Source organism: Pseudarthrobacter oxydans (assembly GCF_030812335.1).
Lineage (GTDB): Bacteria > Actinomycetota > Actinomycetes > Actinomycetales > Micrococcaceae > Arthrobacter > Arthrobacter oxydans_B.
This window is the reverse complement of record NZ_JAUSSN010000007.1, coordinates 63,555-82,685: the sequence shown is the minus strand read 5'-3', so window position 1 is coordinate 82,685 and position 19,131 is coordinate 63,555. Positions and strand designations below refer to the sequence as shown.

The 19,131-nt window shown below is 68.2% G+C and carries 18 protein-coding genes; 14 read left to right on the top strand and 4 right to left on the bottom strand.

Going from position 1 to position 19,131, the window contains the following annotated elements; all coding sequences use genetic code 11:
- Window positions 1-19: 19 nt before the first annotated feature.
- The gene (gene sepH / locus J2W14_RS12940) at window positions 20-1,381 is read right to left on the bottom strand and encodes a septation protein SepH (RefSeq protein ID WP_307462991.1); all 1,362 of its coding nucleotides are present in this window, start codon (window positions 1,379-1,381) and stop codon (window positions 20-22) included.
- Window positions 1,382-1,736: 355 nt separating this feature from the next.
- On the opposite strand from sepH, the gene J2W14_RS12935 reads away from it, so the two are divergent.
- Window positions 1,737-2,036 carry a DUF4193 domain-containing protein gene (locus J2W14_RS12935; RefSeq protein ID WP_307462988.1) on the top strand — a complete coding sequence of 100 codons (300 nt, stop codon included), beginning with the start codon at window positions 1,737-1,739 and terminating at the stop codon, window positions 2,034-2,036.
- Here the strand turns inward: J2W14_RS12935 and J2W14_RS12930 are convergent.
- Window positions 2,033-2,518 carry a DUF3093 domain-containing protein gene (locus J2W14_RS12930; protein ID WP_307462985.1) on the bottom strand — a complete coding sequence of 162 codons (486 nt, stop codon included), beginning with the start codon at window positions 2,516-2,518 and terminating at the stop codon, window positions 2,033-2,035. The genes J2W14_RS12935 and J2W14_RS12930 overlap by 4 nt on opposite strands.
- A 210-nt stretch (window positions 2,519-2,728) precedes the next feature.
- On the opposite strand from J2W14_RS12930, the gene dut reads away from it, so the two are divergent.
- From dut to J2W14_RS12910, 4 genes are all read left to right on the top strand, one after another.
- Window positions 2,729-3,193: a dUTP diphosphatase gene (gene dut, locus J2W14_RS12925; protein ID WP_307463414.1), complete on the top strand. Its 465-nt coding sequence runs from the start codon at window positions 2,729-2,731 to the stop codon at window positions 3,191-3,193.
- A gap of 168 nt (window positions 3,194-3,361) precedes the next feature.
- A complete protein-coding gene (locus tag J2W14_RS12920) occupies window positions 3,362-4,090 on the top strand; it encodes a DUF3710 domain-containing protein (RefSeq protein WP_307462982.1) in 729 nt (242 codons plus the stop codon).
- A complete protein-coding gene (locus tag J2W14_RS12915) occupies window positions 4,083-4,520 on the top strand; it encodes a hypothetical protein (protein ID WP_307462979.1) in 438 nt (145 codons plus the stop codon). Before J2W14_RS12920 ends, J2W14_RS12915 begins: the two co-directional genes overlap by 8 nt.
- On the top strand, window positions 4,517-5,353 hold the full coding sequence (locus tag J2W14_RS12910) for a DUF3159 domain-containing protein (protein ID WP_307462976.1): 837 nt from the start codon (window positions 4,517-4,519) through the stop codon (window positions 5,351-5,353). Before J2W14_RS12915 ends, J2W14_RS12910 begins: the two co-directional genes overlap by 4 nt.
- Window positions 5,354-5,423: 70 nt before the next feature.
- On the opposite strand, the gene J2W14_RS12905 is transcribed toward J2W14_RS12910, so the two are convergent.
- Together J2W14_RS12905 and J2W14_RS12900 are read right to left on the bottom strand one after the other, a co-directional pair.
- A complete protein-coding gene (locus J2W14_RS12905; RefSeq protein ID WP_307462973.1) occupies window positions 5,424-6,182 on the bottom strand; it encodes a potassium channel family protein in 759 nt (252 codons plus the stop codon).
- A complete protein-coding gene (locus J2W14_RS12900; protein WP_307462969.1) occupies window positions 6,183-6,854 on the bottom strand; it encodes a potassium channel family protein in 672 nt (223 codons plus the stop codon).
- 225 nt (window positions 6,855-7,079) lie between these two features.
- On the opposite strand from J2W14_RS12900, the gene J2W14_RS12895 reads away from it, so the two are divergent.
- From J2W14_RS12895 to J2W14_RS12855, 9 genes are all read left to right on the top strand, one after another.
- Window positions 7,080-9,056: an APC family permease gene (locus tag J2W14_RS12895; RefSeq protein ID WP_307462966.1), complete on the top strand. Its 1,977-nt coding sequence runs from the start codon at window positions 7,080-7,082 to the stop codon at window positions 9,054-9,056.
- Window positions 9,053-10,414, top strand: coding sequence for a class I SAM-dependent RNA methyltransferase (locus tag J2W14_RS12890; protein WP_307462963.1), 1,362 nt, complete (start codon window positions 9,053-9,055; stop codon window positions 10,412-10,414). Before J2W14_RS12895 ends, J2W14_RS12890 begins: the two co-directional genes overlap by 4 nt.
- A gap of 170 nt (window positions 10,415-10,584) precedes the next feature.
- Window positions 10,585-13,398, top strand: coding sequence for an aconitate hydratase (locus J2W14_RS12885; protein ID WP_307462960.1), 2,814 nt, complete (start codon window positions 10,585-10,587; stop codon window positions 13,396-13,398).
- A 186-nt stretch (window positions 13,399-13,584) separates the two neighbouring features.
- Window positions 13,585-15,558, top strand: coding sequence for a 1-deoxy-D-xylulose-5-phosphate synthase (dxs, locus tag J2W14_RS12880; protein WP_307462959.1), 1,974 nt, complete (start codon window positions 13,585-13,587; stop codon window positions 15,556-15,558).
- Window positions 15,555-16,112, top strand: a complete 558-nt coding sequence (locus J2W14_RS12875; RefSeq protein WP_370871291.1) for a DUF402 domain-containing protein — start codon at window positions 15,555-15,557, stop codon at window positions 16,110-16,112. Before dxs ends, J2W14_RS12875 begins: the two co-directional genes overlap by 4 nt.
- Window positions 16,109-16,666 (top strand): hypothetical protein, encoded by a 558-nt coding sequence (locus J2W14_RS12870; protein ID WP_307462954.1) that lies wholly within the window; start codon window positions 16,109-16,111, stop codon window positions 16,664-16,666. The genes J2W14_RS12875 and J2W14_RS12870 overlap by 4 nt, the downstream gene beginning before the upstream one ends.
- Before the next feature lie 77 nt (window positions 16,667-16,743).
- Window positions 16,744-16,962, top strand: a complete 219-nt coding sequence (locus J2W14_RS12865) for a hypothetical protein (protein ID WP_307462951.1) — start codon at window positions 16,744-16,746, stop codon at window positions 16,960-16,962.
- 62 nt (window positions 16,963-17,024) lie between these two features.
- Window positions 17,025-18,002, top strand: a complete 978-nt coding sequence (locus J2W14_RS12860) for an aldo/keto reductase (RefSeq protein ID WP_307462948.1) — start codon at window positions 17,025-17,027, stop codon at window positions 18,000-18,002.
- 72 nt (window positions 18,003-18,074) lie between these two features.
- Window positions 18,075-19,106: a nucleoside hydrolase gene (locus J2W14_RS12855; RefSeq protein WP_307463413.1), complete on the top strand. Its 1,032-nt coding sequence runs from the start codon at window positions 18,075-18,077 to the stop codon at window positions 19,104-19,106.
- The last annotated feature ends 25 nt before the right edge of the window (window positions 19,107-19,131 follow it).

Sequence of the window (19,131 nt, the reverse complement as noted above, 5' to 3'; positions counted from 1 at the left end):
CGTCAATCCGTGGTGAATGCTAGTCCCCGCGGGCTCCGAAGACGATGTCATCCCAGCTGGGAATGCTGGAGCGCTTCGGCTTCGCCGGCTGGCGCTCGGGCTGTTCCGCGTCGCGGTCATCGCGGGCGGCGGGGGTTTCCCGCTGCTGGCGCCGCGGGGTTCCGCCGCCCAGCAGTTCGTCCAGCCCCGGGCTGGAAGTGGGGCGCTGCTGGCCGGCGGGCCGCAGCTGCGAGGCCGCGATGGTGATTTCCCGGGTATCGGTGCTGACGCCGTCATGGAGTTTCAGGGCGTCGTCCGGTGCCTCCTCCTGGCGGGGAGCCAGGCTGAGCCTTGACATGATCGAGGGCCGGCCGTCGCGACGGCGTTCCCAGGGACCGGCAGCGGGCCGGGATTCCGTGTCCGCTGCGTCCGGTTTCTCCGGCCCGCCCGTTGACTTCCCCGTGCCGGACCCCGCGGGTTCCTGCTCGTCCGGCGACTCGGCAAGGAGCTCCGAAGGCCTCGGGTGGGCCGCGGGAACACCGTTGGTCAGCAGCGTGGCGAGGGCGTCGTCGGCGTCCTCGTCCACACCGAGGCGCTGCCCGCGGCGGGAGCGCAGCATGTCGAGCAGCCCGTCGGATTCCTGTTCCTGCTGCAGCTGGAGCTGCTGGACCACCTGGAGCTGCGCGGTCGCCGTGCGGGCGGCAGCGTCGGCGTCTGTTTCAAAATCAAAGGGCCGGTCCGAGACGGCGGTCAGCCGGCGCGCCGGGACGGGACCGTCCAGGGGCTCGAGCTCGCTGAGCTGCTGGGCCCAGCGGTTGGCGTTCTGCAGGGATTTGCGGGCGGGGCTGAAGGTCCACATGGCCGGCGGTTCCTCGCCGATGCCGGCGGGGCCGCCGGGTTTCGCCTCGAAGCGGGCCACCACGTTCCAGCTCCCGTCCGGGCGTCGCCAGGAGTCCCACTCCACGGTGGCGGCATCAATGCCGTGCGCGCTGAGCCGGTGGTCCACCATCTCGCCGAGCGAGGCCGGCTGGTCACCGAACACGGAGCGGTACACGTCGTGGCCGGGGGCGGGGGCGGCAACCTCCACCTTGCGGGCCTGCCGGGCGACGTGCTCGCGCTCGGCGAGTACCGGACCCTCGTAGCGCTGGACCTTAGCGAGCGGGATTCCGGAGAGCTCCGCAACCTCGGCCGCCGTCGAGCCGCTGCGGATCCGCGCCTGGATATCTCGCGGAGACATGGCAATGGGCGCGGCGACCGCACCGGAGGCGGCCTTGGCCGTCGTCCGGCTGGCTGCCACCCGAAGTGCTTCATCGATTGGCAGCTGGAACATCTCGCCGCCGGCGCCGCTCAACAGGAGATGCTCCCCGTCGTCGTGGACGCCTACAAGCCGTAGATCCTGCATACAAATCCTCCACCCTGGCATTACTAACAATCGAAACTCTGCCACCGATGCGGGCGAATTCCCGTGAGGACGGAGGGCGCGCCGTCAATTTCCGCGAATTTCCGCCACTTTCTGGCCCCTCGGCGGGTCGGGAGCCCTCCGGGTCCCGGATGCGGCAGCCCGAGGCCCAAAGCCCGGACCAGAGGACTCTGGCTTTCACCGGTCGCTTAAGCAAAAATGACGCGACATCGGGCACAAAAACCGCGTGTCCGGCGTTGACATCGGAGAACCGCTCCGGGGACCCAGGGCTACCGCCCTTGAGCACCTCCGGGCCCGGCGAACCAACCGAACGACTGCGGAGTGTGAGCAACAAACAATGGCGACAGACTACGATGCGCCGCGCAAGACCGAAGAGGACCTCAGCGAGGACTCCCTCGAGGCGTTGAAAACGCGGCGTACGGAAAAGCCTTCCGCAGTGGTCGATGAAGACGAATCGGACCTTGCGGAAGGCTACGAACTCCCCGGCGCGGACTTGTCCGGGGAGGAACTGCTGGTCCGGGTCCTGCCGGCCCAGGCCGACGAATTCACCTGCGCCTCCTGTTTCCTCGTCCGCCACCGTTCGCAGATTGCCCGCGAAAAGGACGGCCTCAAGTACTGCAAGGACTGCGAGGGCTAGGAGTTCAGCACGGCGATCAGCTTGTCGGGGTGCCGCGTGGACGTAAGCCAGTACGGCGTGCGGTCCGAGGGATCGGTGATTTCAATGCGGACCACCGGATCGATCCAGCCGCGGATGCACATGAACGCGAGGCCGTTGAGCCGGGTTCCGCGTTCCGCCGTCGCCTCCGGGCCCCGGAACGCGGTCGCGGCGCCGACGAAGCGGCGTTCGATCGTGGCGCGGCCAACGCGCAGCGTGGAGCCGGTGACCGTGATGGCGGGGGTTGAGAGGACCAGCAGCACGGTGAGGATCGTGAACAGGACGACGGCGGCGGTGAGCCCGGCAGTCATGCTGATCGGGGCGAAGACCAGGATCCCGGCGCCCGAGAGTCCCGCAGCCATCACCCAGATCCAGAAGTTCGGCCAGAGCTTCTCGCTGTACATAACGGTGGCGTCGCTGGGGGTGCTGTTGGGGGCAGGCACGGCTGCACTGGATTCGGGCATAAGCCCAGCTTTCCACTTTTCCCGGGCTATTTCACCTTGGCGGCTGAAGCGGGACCAGGGGTCCGCGCCCGCCGGCCGCGGCTAGGCCTATCTTCCCGGCGGGCGTTAGAGTGAGGGACTGTGACTGAAGAAAAGACTGCACTGGACGCCGCCGAAGCGGCAGAGCCGGTAGAACATCCAGATACACAGACAAAAGACCAGCCAGCGGCAGTGTTCGGGGCTCCCACCCTGGCGGTGCAGCTGAAGATGCTCGACGACGGCCTGGAACCGCCTTCGTATGCGCACCCGGGCGACGCCGGAGCGGACCTCCGCGCCCGCGAGGACGTGGTACTGGAACCGGGGGAGCGCCGGCTGGTGCCCACCGGTGTGGCCATTGCCCTCCCCGACGGCTTCGTGGCGCTGATCCACCCGCGGTCCGGGCTCGCGACCAAGCACGGACTGACCGTCGTGAACGCCCCGGGCACAGTAGACGCCGGCTACCGCGGAGAAATCGCGGTGACGCTGCTGAATACCGACCGCGACCACGCGATTGAACTCAAGCGCGGCGATAGAATTGCACAAATGGTTATTCAGCGCGTGGAGTACGCCAGGTTCCTGCCGGTCCAGGACCTTAGCGGCTCGGTTCGCGGCGGCGGAGGCTTCGGATCCACCGGCGGCTTCGGCGCGCCGGTCTGACCCGAAGCCGGCCAGACCGCAGTATTGCAGTGACTTATGAGCAGGACCCATTGGCAGGACGTACCAGCCGACCAGTGTTTCTGCTGAGTGCAGAATGAGACAGCAGCAGGCGCCGCGCGGTCGCGGGGCGACGCGGCGGCACGGAATCACAACTAAGGAGACAACCCCATGGTTTTTGGGCGTGGCAGGAAAGCCAAGCAGGAACAGCTGACAGATCCCGGGGAAACCCAGGAGGCCGTCACTGACGCTTCCGCCGACGACTCCGCCGGGACGTCCGCCGCCCCCGTGCGCGGCGCCACGGGTCCTTTCGACGTGTCTGAAATCGAGGACCAGGAGGGCTACGTGGACCTCGGGGCGCTCCTGATCGCTCCCGCCGAAGGCCTGCAGCTCCGGCTCGAGGTCGAGGAAGCCACGCAGCGGGTCGTCGCCGTCACCATGGACCTGAACGGCTCCAGCCTCCAGCTCCAGGCTTTCGCGGCTCCTCGCTCCGAGGGCCTGTGGGAGGAAATCCGTGAACAGATCGGCCAGTCGGTGGGCAGCCAGGGCGGCCAGATCGAGGAGATCCAGGGCGGGTTCGGGACCGAACTGCTCGCCAAGCTCCCCGCCAGCGGCGCCGACGGAAGCCACGGCTACCGCGTGGCCCGCTTCATCGGCGTCGACGGTCCGCGCTGGTTCCTCCGCGGCGTCTTCGGCGGCGAGGCCGCTGTGGACCGCGACGCCGCCGCCGGCCTCGAGGGGCTGTTCCGGCAGATCGTAGTGGTGCGCGGCGAGAACCCCATGCCGCCGCGCGACCTGCTGCAGCTCCGCCTGCCGAAGGAAAACGCCGTGCCCGCACCGCAGTCCGCCCCGGACCTCGGGCAGCCGGAACGTGGACCGGAGACTACCCAGATTGGCTGATGCCCCCCGCCAGGATCCGGCCTCCTCCATCTCCGTGAGGGGGTTGCCGGACCGTGGCCGCGTGCTGTGCCACGGCTACATCGAGTCGGTCACCTACGCACCGGCCAGCCAAGTGGCCGCCTTCACCGCCGTCGTCGTCGACCACGATGCGCCCAAAACCCGCGGCGCCAAAGCGGGCCCCGGAGGAACCGTTACGGCAGGCGCCCAGCCCGCCGCCGAAACCGCAGCGCAGCCCGCCGCCGGACCGCGGCGCCAGCGGCCCGCCGTCCCGAAGGACCGGCTCCGCGTGGTCTGGCTCGGGCGGCGCAGGATCCCCGGGATCGACGCCGGCACCGAACTCCGGCTGCAGGGCATGGTCACCGTGCGCGACGGCCTGCCGACCATGTTCAATCCCCGCTACGAAATAGTCTCCCGCCAGGAGGAACAATGACCCTGCCCGAGAAGCCCGAGCCCGCCGTTCAGTCCGGCTCAGCCCGGCCCGGCGCAGGTCAGCCCGGCTCAGCCCAGCCGGGACCCGCCCAGGAGCCTGCAGCCCAGCAGAAACCAGCCCAGCCGGGGCCGGGCGGGGAGACCTCCGCGGCTCAGCCGACCGTGGCGCAGCTCGCCGAGGGATACGCGGCCAAGGCCGGACTGCACCGTACCGGCAACGGCAACATCGACGTGCTCAAGAGCGCCGGCGGGGTCCAGGGCATTGCCGAAAGCATCCTCCCGGGCCTGATCTTCCTGGTTGCCTTCACGGTCACGCGTGAGCTGCCCCTGGCGCTGATCGCGGCGCTGTCCGTGGCTGCGGCCTTCACCGTCATCCGGCTGGTCCAGCGCAAACCGCTGACGCAGGCACTGGCGGGGATCGTCGGCGTCGGGATCTCCGCGTGGCTGGCCAACACCACCGGCAAGGCCGAGGACTTCTACGTCCCGGGGTTCTTCACCAACTTCGCCTACATCGTGGCGATGACCATCTCGATTGCCGTGCGCTGGCCCTTTGCCGGGCTGATCTTCGGGTTCATCCGCAACGAGGGCCTGGACTGGCGCAAGGACCCTGCCCGGGTCAAGGCCTACCAGATCGGCACCTGGGTGATCATCGCGGTGCTGGCGCTGCGGCTGCTGGTCCAGGTTCCGCTGTACTTCATGGGCGAGTCCGGCTTCGCGGCCCTCGCCACGACGCGGCTGCTGATGGGTGCGCCGCTGTACATCCTGGGCATCTGGGTCGCCTGGCTGCTCACCCGGCCCGCCCCGACTGCCACACCAACGACCCCAGCGGCCTAGCCACACGTTGCGCTATCACTAAACGTCGTTCCCAGCGAGCAGAACCGCCAGGAGTGATAGCGCAACCGGGCTAGCCGTCGAAGCCGTCGTCCTCCGGCAGCGGGTTCTCGTGGCCGAGCCGGCCCGAGGTGACGGGGTGCTGGCCGGCGGCGTCCTCGTCCTCGTCCTGCGACTCCGGCGAGAGCAGGGCCCGCAGCTGATCCTCGGCCACGATCGTGGTCACGAAGAACAGCTCGTCGCCGCCGTCGATCACATCATCACGGCTCGGCGTGATCGGTGCCTGGTCCCGCAGGATCGCCACCAGGGTCGAATCCTCGGGCCAGTCGATGTCGCCCACGGTCAGGCCGATCACATGCGAATCGTGGGGGACCGTGAACTCCACCAGCGATGACACGCCGGTCTGCAGGGTCAGCAGGCGGACGAGGTCGCCGATCTCCACGGCCTCCTCGACCAGGGCGGTCATCAGCTGCGGGGTGTTGACTGCGACGTCGACGCCCCAGGAGTCGTCGAACATCCAGTCATTCTTGGGGTTGTTGACCCGGCCCACCGTCCGTCCGACGCCGAATTCGGTCTTCGCCAGCAGCGAGACCACCAGGTTGACCTTGTCGTCACCGGTCGCTGAGACCACGACGTCGGCGTCCTCCAGTTTCGCTTCCTGCAGCGTGCTCAGTTCGCAGGCATCGCCGACCAGCCAGTGCGCACCGCGCAGGCCGCTGCGGCCGATCACCTCAGGTTTCAGGTCGATCAGCAGGATCTCGTGTTTGTGGGCCAGCAGTTCGCGCGCGATCGAGGAACCGACGCTTCCCGCCCCGACAATGACGACTTTCACTTAGGACTCCTTGGCGGGGGACTTGGCAAGAATGTGGGCGACTTCGGTGCTGCGGTCCACACCCAGCATGGCGTGCACGGTGTCGCCGTCCTGGTAGAGGGTGCCGGCCACGGGCAGCATGCCCTCGCCGAACCGCGTCAGGTAGGCGACGCGGACCCCGGCGGCCCTCTCGATCGACGTGACGGGGTGGCCGATCCAGTCAGGGTTCAGATCCACCTCGGCAAGCACGAGCCGGCCGGAGGGGTCCCGGAAGTCGCCGGCGAGGTGTTGTTCGGGCAGGATCCTGCGGAGCACCTGGTCCGCGCTCCAGCGCACGGCGGCGACCGTGGGGATCCCCAGGCGCTGGTAGATCTCGGCGCGGCCGGGGTCGTAGATCCTGGCGACCACGTGCGGGACATGGAAGGTTTCGCGGGCCACGCGGGTGGCCAGGATGTTGGAATTGTCGCCGCTGGAGACGGCAGCGAAGGCATAGGCATCCGCGACGCCGGCCTGCTTGAGGGTTTCCCGGTCAAAGCCGACGCCGGTGACCTTGCGGCCGGTGAAGCCCGTCCGGAGCCGCCGGAAGGCGCGGTCGTCCTGGTCGATGATGGCCACGGAATGGCCCGCGTCCTCGAGTGTGTGCGCGAGGGTTGCCCCCACGCGGCCACAACCCATAATCACGAAGTGCGCCAACCGTGCCTCCTGTTGTTCCTGTACTGCTGCTGGGTAAAACTCTACCGGCCACCGCGGCCCGGGCAGCCAGCCCCGCGGGCGCCGCGTCGACCCTCCCGGCAGCAGGCCCGGATGCCCGCAAGACAGCTGCCTTCGATGCAGGCCGTACTGCCCTCCCGGAGCTGCCCGGACGGCGGGGATCGTCGCCGTCATGACATCGCGTCCGAATCGGGCTAGCTTTGTCTGGTGCCGACAATTTTCAATGCCGTGAAGCGGGTGCTGGTAGGCAGGCCGTTCCGGAACGACAACCTGGCTCACACCCTCCTTCCCAAGCGGATCGCCCTGCCCGTTTTCGCCTCCGACGCGCTGTCCTCCGTGGCGTACGCGCCGGACGAAATCCTCCTGACGCTGGCGCTGGCCGGCGTCAGCGCCGTGGCGTTCTCGCCCTTGGTCGGACTGGCCGTCATGGTAGTGCTGCTGACCGTCGTCGCCTCCTACCGCCAGAACGTCCACGCCTACCCCTCCGGCGGCGGCGACTACCAGATCGCCAACGAGAACCTGGGCAAATATGCCGGGCTCACCGTCGCCTCCGCGCTGCTGGTCGACTACGTGCTGACCGTCGCCGTGTCGATGTCCTCCGCCGCAACGTACCTGACCACCGCGGTGCCCTCGCTGCACGGCCAGCAGGCGCTCATCGCGACGATCGGCGTCGTAATCCTGGCCCTCGTGAACCTGCGGGGCATCAAGGAAGCCGGAACGCTGTTCGCCCTGCCGACCTATATCTTTATGGCCTCGATCCTCGGCATGACCGCCATCGGCGTCTTCCAGGCCGCCACCGGCCAGCTGGGCGAGGCGCCCTCGGCGGCCTTCACAATTGTTCCCGCGCCGGGCTTCGACGAAGGACTGGTCGGACTCGCCGGCGCGTTCCTGCTGCTCCGGGCCTTCTCCTCAGGAGCCGCGGCGCTGACCGGCATCGAGGCCATCAGCAACGGTGTGCCGAACTTCCAAAAGCCCAAGAGCAAAAACGCGGCCACGACGCTGCTGCTGCTCGGTGTGATCGCCTCAGCCATGCTGGCCGGGATCATCTTCCTGGCGAACGCCACGAAGGTGCACATCGTGCTGGACCCGGCCACGGAGTTCCTGCTGAACGGCGAGCTGCTGCCGGAAGGCTATATCCAGAGTCCGGCGATCAGCCAGATCGCCCAGACGATCTTCGGCGCAGCATCCATCCCCTTCTTCATCGTCGTCGCCGCGACCGGCGTGATCCTCGTCTTCGCTTCCAACACGGCGTTCAACGGTTTCCCGGTGCTCGGCTCGATCCTGGCGCAGGACGGCTACCTGCCCCGCCAGCTGCGCACCCGCGGGGACCGGCTGGCCTTCAGCAACGGCGTGCTGGCGCTGGCCGCCGGCGCGCTGGTGCTGATCATCGCGTTCAACGCGGATGTCACCAAGCTCATCCAGCTCTACATCGTGGGCGTCTTCATCTCCTTCACGATCAGCCAGCTCGGCATGGTCCGGCACTGGGGCCGGGAGCTCAAGCTCGCCAAGGACCCCGCGGTGAAGCGGCGGATGCTCAAATCGCGCACCATCAACGGCATCGGCTTCGGCATGACCGCCACGGTCCTGCTGATCGTCCTGATCACCAAGTTCGAACAGGGTGCGTGGATCGCGCTGCTGGCCATGTTCGTGCTCTTCCTGATCATGTGGAGCATCCGGGCGCACTATGACAACGTGGCCAAGGAACTCGCCGTGGATGAGGACTCCTCGCCGCGGGCCCTGCCCACCCGGGTGCACGCGGTGCTGCTCGTCTCGCATGTCCGCAAGCCGGTCCTGCGGGCGCTGGCCTACGCCCGAGCCTCGCGGCCCTCCCGGCTGGATGCCATCACCGTGGACATCAGCAGCGAGGAGACCGAACAAACGATCGCGGACTGGGAGAAGCTGGAAATCCCGGTACCGTTGACGGTGCTGGCCAGTCCGTTCCGCGAAACGGTGACGCCCATCATGGAGTACATCAAGAACATGCGGCGCGATTCGCCGCGCGACCTGATCGTCGTCTACATCCCCGAGTACGTCGTGGGTAAGTGGTGGGAGCAACTGGTGCATAACCAGACCGCACTGCGCATCAAGACCCGGCTGCACTTCGAGCCGGGCGTCATGGTGGCCAGTGTGCCGTGGCAGCTGAAATCATCCGAAGAAGCCAAGAGACTGCAGGACATCCAATGAGCTCCGATACCCAGACCCAACCCCACACCGAACTGACCGTCGACGTCGGGCCGGTCGCCCACGGCGGGCACTGCGTGGCCCGGCACGAGGGGCGCGTGGTGTTCGTCCGCCATGGCATCCCCGGCGAAAAGGTCCGCGTCCGGCTCACCGAGTCCGGTCCGGACGCCAAGTTCTGGCGCGGCGACGTCGTGGAGGTCCTGGACTCTTCCCCCGACCGGGTGGGGCATTTCTGGGACCTGGCCGATTCCGTGCGCTCCTGGTCGCACCGCCACCCGCCCGTGGGAGGCGCCGAACTGGGCCACATCTCCCTCGTGCGCCAGCGCAGCCTCAAGACCGAGGTGCTGGCCGAACAGCTGCGCCGCCTCGCCGGCGTCGACCTTACGCAGGTGGGGGAGGGAGTAACGGTGGAAGCCGTGGGGGAGCCCGGAACCGACGCGGCGGCGGGCCTCGCCTGGCGCACCCGCGCCGGCTTCGCCGTGACTCCTGCCGGAAAGCTCGGCATGCACGCGCACCGCTCCGACCAGATCCTCCCGGTCCGGGAGATGCCCCTGGCGTCGGAGGCCATCAACGCCCTCCGGCTCTGGGACATCGACCTGCAGGGCATCGAACGCATCGAAGTCGCCGCCCCGGCCAACGGCTCCCGCCCGCTGGTGCTCCTGGTCCCGGCCCCGGGAACGCGCGCCAAGCGCCTCAGCGCGGTCCTCGCCCAGCTGCCCGAGGACGTCTCCGTGGCGAGCTTCGATCCGGTCAAGGGCGAAGTGCTGCGGCTGCGCGGACGCACCTACGTCCAGGAGACCGCGTCCGGCCACGACTTCCGCGTCACCGGCGACGGTTTCTGGCAGATCCACCGGGACGGCCCGGACACCCTCGCGGGGGCTGTGACCGGATTCCTGCACGACGGCGGCTTCCTGGAACCGGGCGCCGTGGTGGCTGACCTGTACGCCGGGGCGGGCCTGTTCACCGCTCCGCTCGCGGACGCCGTGGGTGTCACCGGGTCCGTGCTGTCCGTGGAGGGATCGCCCGGCAGCAGCCGGGACGCCCGCAAAAACCTCCATGACGCGACCCAGGTGGAGATCGTCCAAGGGCGGGTGGAACGGGTCCTGCGCGAGAAAGCCCGCAGCTTCGACGCCATCCTGCTGGACCCGCCCCGGGCCGGTGCCGGCAAGGCCGTCGTGAACCAGCTGGTCGGGGCCGGTCCGCGGGCCGTGGCCTATGTGTCCTGCGATCCGGCGTCCTTTGCCCGCGATGTGGGCTACTTCCAGCAGTCCGGCTGGGAACTGGCGGGGCTGCGGGCCTTTGACCTGTATCCGCATACGCACCATATGGAGACTGTGGCGCTGCTGACTCCCCGGGGCTGAGGCCACTAGGATGGGCGGAGTAGTCCGACGTCGCGCTCCGTAATCACGGCTGACCTCCTGCACCCGGTACCGGACCTTGTACGAACAAGGCCGGCACTAGTTAGGGCAACCTAACTAGCAAGGGGTCTGCGGCGCGACAAAGATGAAACTGTTGCGAGAGGAGTCCTGCGATGAGCATTGTGGACAGCTTCGGTTCAAAAGGCAAACTTAATGTAGCCGGTACCGAATACGAAATTTTCCGGTTGAACTCCGTTGAAGGTGCAGAAAACCTTCCGTTCAGCCTCAAGGTATTGCTTGAAAACCTGTTGAGGACCGAGGACGGCGCCAACATTACGGCCGATCACGTCCGAGCACTGGCCGGCTGGGACCCCAGCGCCGAGCCCGACACTGAAATCCAGTTCACGCCGGCGCGCGTGATCATGCAGGACTTCACTGGCGTGCCCTGCGTTGTGGACCTTGCCACCATGCGTGAAGCAGTCAAGGAGCTCGGTGGTGACCCCAAGCGGGTCAACCCGCTGGCACCTGCCGAAATGGTGATTGACCACTCCGTGCAGATCGACGCCTTCGGCAACTCCGGCGCACTGGAGCGCAATATGGAGATCGAGTACCAGCGCAACGGCGAGCGGTACCAGTTCCTGCGGTGGGGACAGACGGCGTTCGACGACTTCAAGGTCGTCCCGCCCGGAACCGGCATCGTGCACCAGGTCAACATCGAGTACCTGGCCCGCACCGTCATGACCCGCGAAATCGACGGCGTTGTCCGGGCCTACCCGGACACCTGCGTCGGCACCGACTCCCACACCACCATGGTCAACGGCCTGGGTGTGCTGGGCTGGGGCGTCGGCGGCATCGAAGCCGAGGCGGCCATGCTTGGCCAGCCCGTCTCCATGCTGATCCCGCGCGTCGTGGGCTTCAAGCTGACCGGGTCCATCCCGGCCGGCGCGACCGCCACCGACGTCGTCCTGACCATCACCGAGCAGCTGCGCAAGCACGGTGTGGTCGGCAAGTTCGTGGAGTTCTACGGCGAAGGCGTCGCGGCTGTGCCGCTGGCCAACCGCGCCACCATCGGCAACATGAGCCCGGAGTTCGGCTCCACGGCCGCCATGTTCCCGATCGACGACGTCACCCTCGATTACCTGCGGCTCACCGGCCGCTCGGACGAGAACGTTGCCCTCGTGGAGTCCTACGCGAAGGAACAGGGCCTCTGGCACGATCCTTCCAAGGAGATCAAGTTCTCCGAGTACCTCGAGCTGGACCTGTCGACGGTTGTCCCGTCGATCTCCGGCCCGAAGCGCCCGCAGGACCGCATCATCCTCACGGAGTCCAAGGACCAGTTCCGCCAGGACCTGCGCAACTACGTGAAGGAAGAACTGGTCGGCGGCAGCGTCGACGAGGCAATCGACGAGAGCTTCCCCGCTTCCGACGCGCCGTCCTTCACGGGTTCCGCAAGCCACCTCACGGACGAGGCCCCGCACGCGCACGGCCCGGCGGCCGACGGCCGCCAGTCCAACCCGGTCAGCGTCAAGACCGCGGACGGCCGCGAGTTCGAACTGGACCACGGCGCGGTGTCGATCGCCTCGATCACCTCCTGCACCAACACGTCCAACCCGTCCGTGATGCTGGCCGCCGCACTGCTGGCCCGCAACGCCGTCGACAAGGGCCTGAGCTCCAAGCCGTGGGTCAAGACCTCCGTGGCTCCCGGGTCCAAGGTCGTCACCGACTACTACAACAAGTCGGGCCTGACCCCGTACCTGGAGAAGCTCGGCTTCTACATCGTCGGTTACGGCTGCGCGACCTGCATCGGCAACTCCGGCCCGCTCGACGCCGAAATCTCCGAGGCCATCCAGGCCAACGACCTTTCCGTCGCCGCCGTGCTGTCCGGTAACCGCAACTTCGAAGGCCGGATCAACCCGGACGTGAAGATGAACTACCTGGCCTCCCCGCCGCTGGTCATCGCTTACGCCCTGGCCGGTACCATGGACTTCGACTTCGAGAACGACGCCCTGGGCCAGGATGAGGCCGGCAACGACGTCTTCCTGAAGGACATCTGGCCGAACCCGGTCGAGGTCCAGCAGGTCATCGACTCCTCGATCGACAAGGAAATGTTCGCCCGCGGCTACGAGGGCGTCTTCGAAGGCGACGACCGCTGGAAGGCACTCTCCACCCCGGCCGGCGACACCTTCGCCTGGGATCCGAAGTCCACCTACGTCCGGAAGCCCCCGTACTTCGACGGCATGAAGGCCACGCCGGAACCCGTCACGGACATCACCGGCGCCCGGGTGCTGCTGAAGCTCGGCGATTCCGTCACCACGGACCACATCTCCCCGGCAGGTTCGTTCAAGTCGGACACCCCGGCCGGGCAGTACCTGCTGGCCAACGGTGTGGAGCGCAAGGACTTCAACTCCTACGGCTCGCGCCGTGGCAACCACGAGGTCATGATCCGCGGAACGTTCGCGAACATCCGGATCAAGAACCAGATCCTGGACGGCGTCGAGGGTGGCTTCACCCGCGACTTCACCCAGGCCGACGGCCCGCAGGCCTTCGTCTACGACGCCGCCCAGAACTACCAGGCCGCCGGCACCCCGCTGGTCGTCCTGGCCGGCAAGGAGTACGGCTCCGGCTCATCCCGTGACTGGGCAGCCAAGGGCACCGCACTCCTGGGCGTCAAGGCTGTCGTGGCCGAAAGCTACGAGCGCATCCACCGCTCCAACCTGATCGGCATGGGCGTCCTGCCCCTGCAGTACCCGGCCGGCCAGAACGCTGCCAGCCTCGGGTTGACCGGCACGGAAACCTTTGCCGTTGAGGGCGTCACCGCCCTGAACGAAGGCACCACGCCGAAGACGCTCAAGGTCACCGCCACGGCCGAAGACGGCACCGTCACGTCCTTCGATGCGGTCCTGCGCATCGATACCCCGGGCGAGGCTGACTACTACCGCAACGGCGGCATCCTGCAGTACGTACTGCGGCAGATCTCCGCCAGCTAGCACAGCGCTCCTCCCGCAGGGGAGGAACAGGCGCACCTCCCGCAGGGGAGGAACACGTGCCACGTGCGAAAGCCCCGGCCGGTCCCAGACCGGCCGGGGCTTTTTCGTGCCCAGCGCGTCCGGCACGAGGGCAACCCCGGAGGCGTTAGAGTTAAAAGGCATGTCTACCACCCGAAGGAGGGGCCGTTGGGAATCTTGGAGACCATCCGGAATCCGCAGGACCTGAGCAAGTTGTCCGAGGCGCAGCTGGATCAGCTGGCAGCCGAGGTCAGGGAATTCCTGATCGGCAACGTTTCCCAGACGGGCGGGCATCTGGGCCCGAACCTCGGCGTCGTCGAACTCACCATCGCGGTCCACCGGATCTTCGATTCCCCCCGCGACAGCATTGTCTTTGACACCGGCCACCAGTCCTACGTGCACAAGCTCCTCACCGGCCGCCAGGACTTCAGCACCCTGCGCCAGCAGGGCGGCATGTCCGGCTACCCGGACCGCGCCGAATCCGAGCACGACATCGTCGAAAGCTCGCACGCCTCTTCCTCGCTCTCCTGGGCGGACGGGATCTCCCGCGCCCGGCAGCTGACCGGCGACGGCGACCGCTACGTCATCGCCATCGTGGGTGACGGCGCCCTGACCGGCGGCATGGCCTGGGAGGCCCTGAACAACATCGCCGCGGACAAGAAGCGCCGCGTCGTGATCGTCGTGAACGATAACGGCCGCTCCTACGCCCCGACCGTGGGCGGCTTCGCGGACTACCTCGCCTCGCTGCGCCCCACCATCGACTCCTTCCGCGCCGCGCCGGCCTACGAGGGCACCCTGGACTGGTGGCGGAAGAGGCTGCAGAACGGCGGACCCGCGGGCCAGTTCACCTACCGCAGCCTGCACGCCATGAAGAAGGGCGTCAAGGACTGGTGGGCCCCGCAGGGCATGTTCGAGGACCTCGGGATGAAGTACATCGGACCCGTGGACGGCCACAACCTCCAGGCCATGGAGCACGCCCTTGCCACCGCCCGGAACTACGCCGGACCTGTGATCGTGCATGCCATGACCGAGAAGGGCCACGGCTACGCGCCGGCCCGCGCCCATGAGGCGGACCAGTTCCACGCCGTCGGGATCATCGACCCGGAGACCGGCGAGCCGACCGAGGCCGGCGGCGCCAAGTCCTGGACCGCCGTCTTCGCCGACGAGATCGCCGACATTGCCGACGAGCGCCAGGACATTGTCGGCATCACCGGCGCCATGCTGATCCCCGTCGGGCTGCACAAGTTCGCCGCCCGGCATCCGGAGCGGGTGTTCGACGTCGGCATCGCCGAACAGCACGCCCTCACCTCCGCCGCGGGCATGGCCTTCGGCGGGCTGCACCCCGTCGTCGCGGTCTACGCGACGTTCCTGAACCGCGCCTTCGACCAGCTCCTGATGGACGTCGCCCTGCACAAGGCCGGCGTCACGATCGTCCTCGACCGCGCCGGCGTCACCGGGCCCGACGGCGCCAGCCACCACGGCATGTGGGACATGGCCATGGTCCAGATCGTTCCCGGCCTGCACCTCGCAGCCCCCCGCGACGCCAGCCGGCTGCGCGAGGAACTCCGCGAAGCCGTCGCCATCGAGGACGCCCCCAGCGTGATCCGCTACTCCAAGGGCACCGTGGGCGCCGAGGTGGAGGCCATCGAGCGGCTCAACGACGGCGTGGACGTGCTGGCCCGCCGCCCGGCCGGCTCCAGCGACAACGACGTGCTGATCGTCAGCGTCGGGGCGATGTCCGAACTCGCCCTCGACGTCTCCAACCGGCTCGGCGCGCAGGGCATCAGCTCCACGGTCGTGGATCCCCGCTGGCTGCTCCCGGTCCGGAAATCGATCATCGCCCTCGCCTCCCACCACCGCCTCGTCATCTGCATCGAGGACGGGGTCCGTGCCGGCGGCGTCGGGTCCCGGATCCGCCAGGAAATGCGGGCCGCCGGGGTGGACACCGCGCTGAACGAGGTCGGCCTCCCGGTGGAGTTCCTCGTCCACGGAACCCGCAGCCAGGTGCTCGAACGGGTCGGTCTGACCGCCCAGCAGATCACCCACGACGTCGTGGCGCAGGTCCTGGGGACCAAGGTGCCCTTCGCGCGGCCCCTCCCGGGCCAGGAACACCCCAGCACGGGCAGCCTGCCGATCCTGTGAGGGACTCTGTGAGGATTCCCGATGGACTGGCGCCGGGGGACCTGGTGGTGTCCCGGAACCGGAAATGGAACGGCAAGGCCCACTGGGTGGTGCCCGGCACCTATCTCGGCGAGGACGACCACGGCTGGTGGATCTTCCAGGGAACCAACGAGTTCTGTTCCCGCCCGGGCGCGGCGTTCTATGCCGAATCCGACGCCGTGCTGCTCATCCCGCGCACCGGGGAGTACGTGGCCACGTTCTACGACGAGGCCCATCCGGCCGGCGTCCAGGTCTACGTGGACCTGGCGACCGGCCACGGCTGGACCACGATCCGGCCCGGAGTCACCGAGTTCCACCTTATCGACATGGACCTGGACGTGATCCGCACCGCGGACCGCGGAGTGTACGTGGACGATGAGGACGAGTTTGCCGAGCACCGGATCGAGATGGACTACCCCGCAGACGTGGTGGACCGGATCAGCGCCGCGTCGGACCAGCTTTACCAGGCCGTCAAGGCACAACAGCCACCGTTCGACGGCGCAGACCGCGAATGGTTCAGGAAAGGACGGGCATGAGCGGAATTATCCGGGTCTACAAACGCAACGACGACGGGGTCCTCGAATTCCGGGAGGGATGGTTCGACGAGGATTACAGCCAGTTCGTGATGAACCACGGCGTCGTCGGGCACCAGAGCAAAACCGATGAGACGGACGTCGCCGACGCCGCCGCAGCGGAGGGCCTGATGGATGCCTTCGCCGTGCAGTGCGCCGAGGACGGGTTCGCCGAGATCCCCGAGGAGGAGCAGTTCTGGGTCGTGGCCCAGTACGCCCTGAAGACCAAGGACGGCACGGACCGCGACCGCTACCTCGAGGAAAAGGCCAAGGACGCCCTGATCAGCCACCTGGCCTGGCGCGGGCTCGGCGTGGTGGACCGCTCGGAATTCTCCGACGCCAAGCTCAACATCTTCATCCTCACCCCGGACGTCAACAAAGCCGTCAACGCGATCAAGGTCTGCATCCGCGGCGAGGACCTGGACTTCACCAAACTGAGCATCGGCGCCGCAGCCTTCGGGGAGACCGCCTTCAAGCTCAAGCACTCGCCGAAGCCGGCCAACAGCTTCACCCTGTAGCGCCCTGTAGCACCGGGGCAGTTCCACCGGCACGATCCACATCAGTTTTGGGGGACATCGACTGGAAGGCATGCATCATGGCACCGAAATCCGTTGAACCCGGCCGTACGCCGCTGCCGCGGGGGATCGCGGCTCCCGCCCGCCGGTCCCTCGCCCACGCGGGCGTCGAGACCCTCGAACAGGTGGTGGCGCTGGGCGGCCGCGCCCTTGCCGGGATGCATGGCATGGGCCCGCGGACCCTCGCCCAGCTCGAGGATGCCCTGGACGAACACGGGCTGGAACTGCCCGCAGGGTAGCGCCGGTCCTGCAGCGCCTGTCCTTCCAGGCGGGCGCTGCCGGCCGTTATAGGCTGAACCCCATGACTGAATACCGCCGCGTAGGAAATTCTGGACTGACCGTCTCCGTCGTAGGGCTTGGCTGCAACAACCTGGGCCGCTCCAACACCGCGACCGAGTCGCAGGAGGGGACCGACGCCGTCGTGCACGCGGCCCTGGACGCCGGGATCACCTTCTTCGACGTCGCCGACAGCTACGGCCGGGAGCCGGGCCTCAGCGAGACGATGCTGGGCAAGGCCTTGAAGGGCCGCCGCGGCGACGCCGTCGTCGCCACGAAGTTCGGCCTGGACATGCGCGGGACCAACGGCAACGACTTCGGGGCCCGCGGCTCCCGCCGCTACATCATCACCGCCGCAGAGGCCTCGCTGCGCCGGCTCGGGACGGACTGGATCGACCTGTACCAGTTCCACACCCCCGACCCGCTGACCCCGATCGACGAGACCCTCGCCGCCCTCGACGACCTCGTCACCAGCGGCAAGGTCCGCTATATCGGCCACTCCAACCGCGCCGGCTGGCAGATCGCCGAAGCCGAGTTCGTGGCCCGCGCCCGCGGGGGAGCACGCTTCATCTCCAGCCAGAACCACTACAACCTGCTGGACCGCCGCGCCGAGCTCGAGGTCACGCCTGCCGCCGAGGCCTACGGCCTGGGCGTCCTGCCGTACTTCCCGCTGGCCAACGGCCTGCTGACCGGCAAGTACGCCAAGGACACCGCGCCCGAGGGCTCACGCCTCAGCCACACCCGCACCAACCTGGTCCACGACGCCGACTGGGACCAGCTGGCTGACTTCAGCGCCTTCGCCGCCGAGCGCGGCCTGACGGAGATCCAGGTGGCGTTCTCCTGGCTCGCGGCCCAGCCCTCGGTCAGCAGCGTCATCGCCGGTGCCACCCGGCCCGAACAGGTCCGGCAGAACGCCGCCGCCGTGGCCTGGATTCCCAGCGCCGTAGAACGTGCCGAACTGGGCGACATCTTCCCGCGGACGCCGAAGGTCGCGCTGTTCTAGATGGACCCGCTATCACCGGGGGCCGCCGCCGGGTCACATTCCGGCGTGCCTGCACCGGCGCACACCATCCTGATGGACGTCGACACCGGAATCGACGACGCCCTGGCCCTCGTCTACCTGCTGTCCCGGCCGGAGGTCCACCTGCAGGCCATCACCTGCACCGCCGGGAACGTTGGTGCCCGCCAGGTCGCGCTCAACACCCTGGCGCTGCTGGAACTGTGCGGGCGACCGGGCGTCGAGGTCGCCACCGGCGCCGAGGTGCCGCTGGAAATCCCGCTGGTCACCACCGAGGAAACCCACGGGCCGCAGGGGATCGGCCACGCTGAACTGCCGGCGCCCGCGCAGCAGATCTCGCCGCGCCACGCCGTCGACGTCTGGGTGGAGGAAGTCCGGGCGCACCCGGGGGAGATCACCGGGCTGATCACCGGGCCGCTGACCAACTTCGCCCTGGCCCTGCGCCGCGAACCGGAGCTGCCGATGCTGCTCAAGGGGCTCGTGATCATGGGCGGGAGCTTCTACTACCAGGGCAACACCACGCCGACGGCGGAATGGAATGTCTCGGTGGACCCGCACGCGGCCCGGGAAGTGTTCGCCGCCTACCGCGGCCTGCCGGAGGACAAGCTGCCGGTGGTGTGCGCGCTGGAGACCACGGAGCGGATCGAGATGCTCCCGGACCACCTGCGGCGCCTCGGCGAGGCCGCCGGGACCGGGCCCGAACTGGTCCTCCCGGAGCAGCCCGAGGGGCTCCGCAGCGCCTCGTCCAGCCCGCTTGTGGCCTGCCTGTCGGATGCGATCCGGTTCTACATGGAGTTCCACCGGCTTTATGACCAGGGCTACGTGGCGCACATGCATGACGCGTTCGCGGCCTGCGCCGCCGTCGGACGGACCCCGTTCACCACCCGCCTGGCCACCGTCGACGTCGAAACCCGCTCGCCGCTGCTGATCGGGACCACGGTGGCGGACTTCCGCGGGCTGTGGGGCCTGCCGCCCAACGCCCGGATCGTCGCCTCCAACGACCCGGAGCACTGCTTCGAGGAGCTGATTTCCTCGGTGGGCGCGCTGGCGCGGCGACGCATGTCCTCCGGGCCGCCCGCCACTGGCTAGGATGGTAGCTGCGCCGAGGTGACAT

What these genes read in the sequence shown, in the direction of transcription:
- J2W14_RS12920 (WP_307462982.1), top strand. Translation starts at nt 3,362, where the DNA reads ATGGTTTTTGGGCGTGGCAGGAAAGCCAAGCAGGAACAGCTGACAGAT.
- J2W14_RS12855 (WP_307463413.1), top strand. Translation starts at nt 18,075, where the DNA reads ATGGACGTCGACACCGGAATCGACGACGCCCTGGCCCTCGTCTACCTG.
- J2W14_RS12870 (WP_307462954.1), top strand. Translation starts at nt 16,109, where the DNA reads ATGAGCGGAATTATCCGGGTCTACAAACGCAACGACGACGGGGTCCTC.
- J2W14_RS12935 (WP_307462988.1), top strand. Translation starts at nt 1,737, where the DNA reads ATGGCGACAGACTACGATGCGCCGCGCAAGACCGAAGAGGACCTCAGC.
- sepH (WP_307462991.1), bottom strand. Translation starts at nt 1,381, where the DNA reads ATGCAGGATCTACGGCTTGTAGGCGTCCACGACGACGGGGAGCATCTC.
- J2W14_RS12910 (WP_307462976.1), top strand. Translation starts at nt 4,517, where the DNA reads ATGACCCTGCCCGAGAAGCCCGAGCCCGCCGTTCAGTCCGGCTCAGCC.
- J2W14_RS12865 (WP_307462951.1), top strand. Translation starts at nt 16,744, where the DNA reads ATGGCACCGAAATCCGTTGAACCCGGCCGTACGCCGCTGCCGCGGGGG.
- J2W14_RS12860 (WP_307462948.1), top strand. Translation starts at nt 17,025, where the DNA reads ATGACTGAATACCGCCGCGTAGGAAATTCTGGACTGACCGTCTCCGTC.
- J2W14_RS12930 (WP_307462985.1), bottom strand. Translation starts at nt 2,518, where the DNA reads ATGCCCGAATCCAGTGCAGCCGTGCCTGCCCCCAACAGCACCCCCAGC.
- J2W14_RS12890 (WP_307462963.1), top strand. Translation starts at nt 9,053, where the DNA reads ATGAGCTCCGATACCCAGACCCAACCCCACACCGAACTGACCGTCGAC.
- J2W14_RS12885 (WP_307462960.1), top strand. Translation starts at nt 10,585, where the DNA reads ATGAGCATTGTGGACAGCTTCGGTTCAAAAGGCAAACTTAATGTAGCC.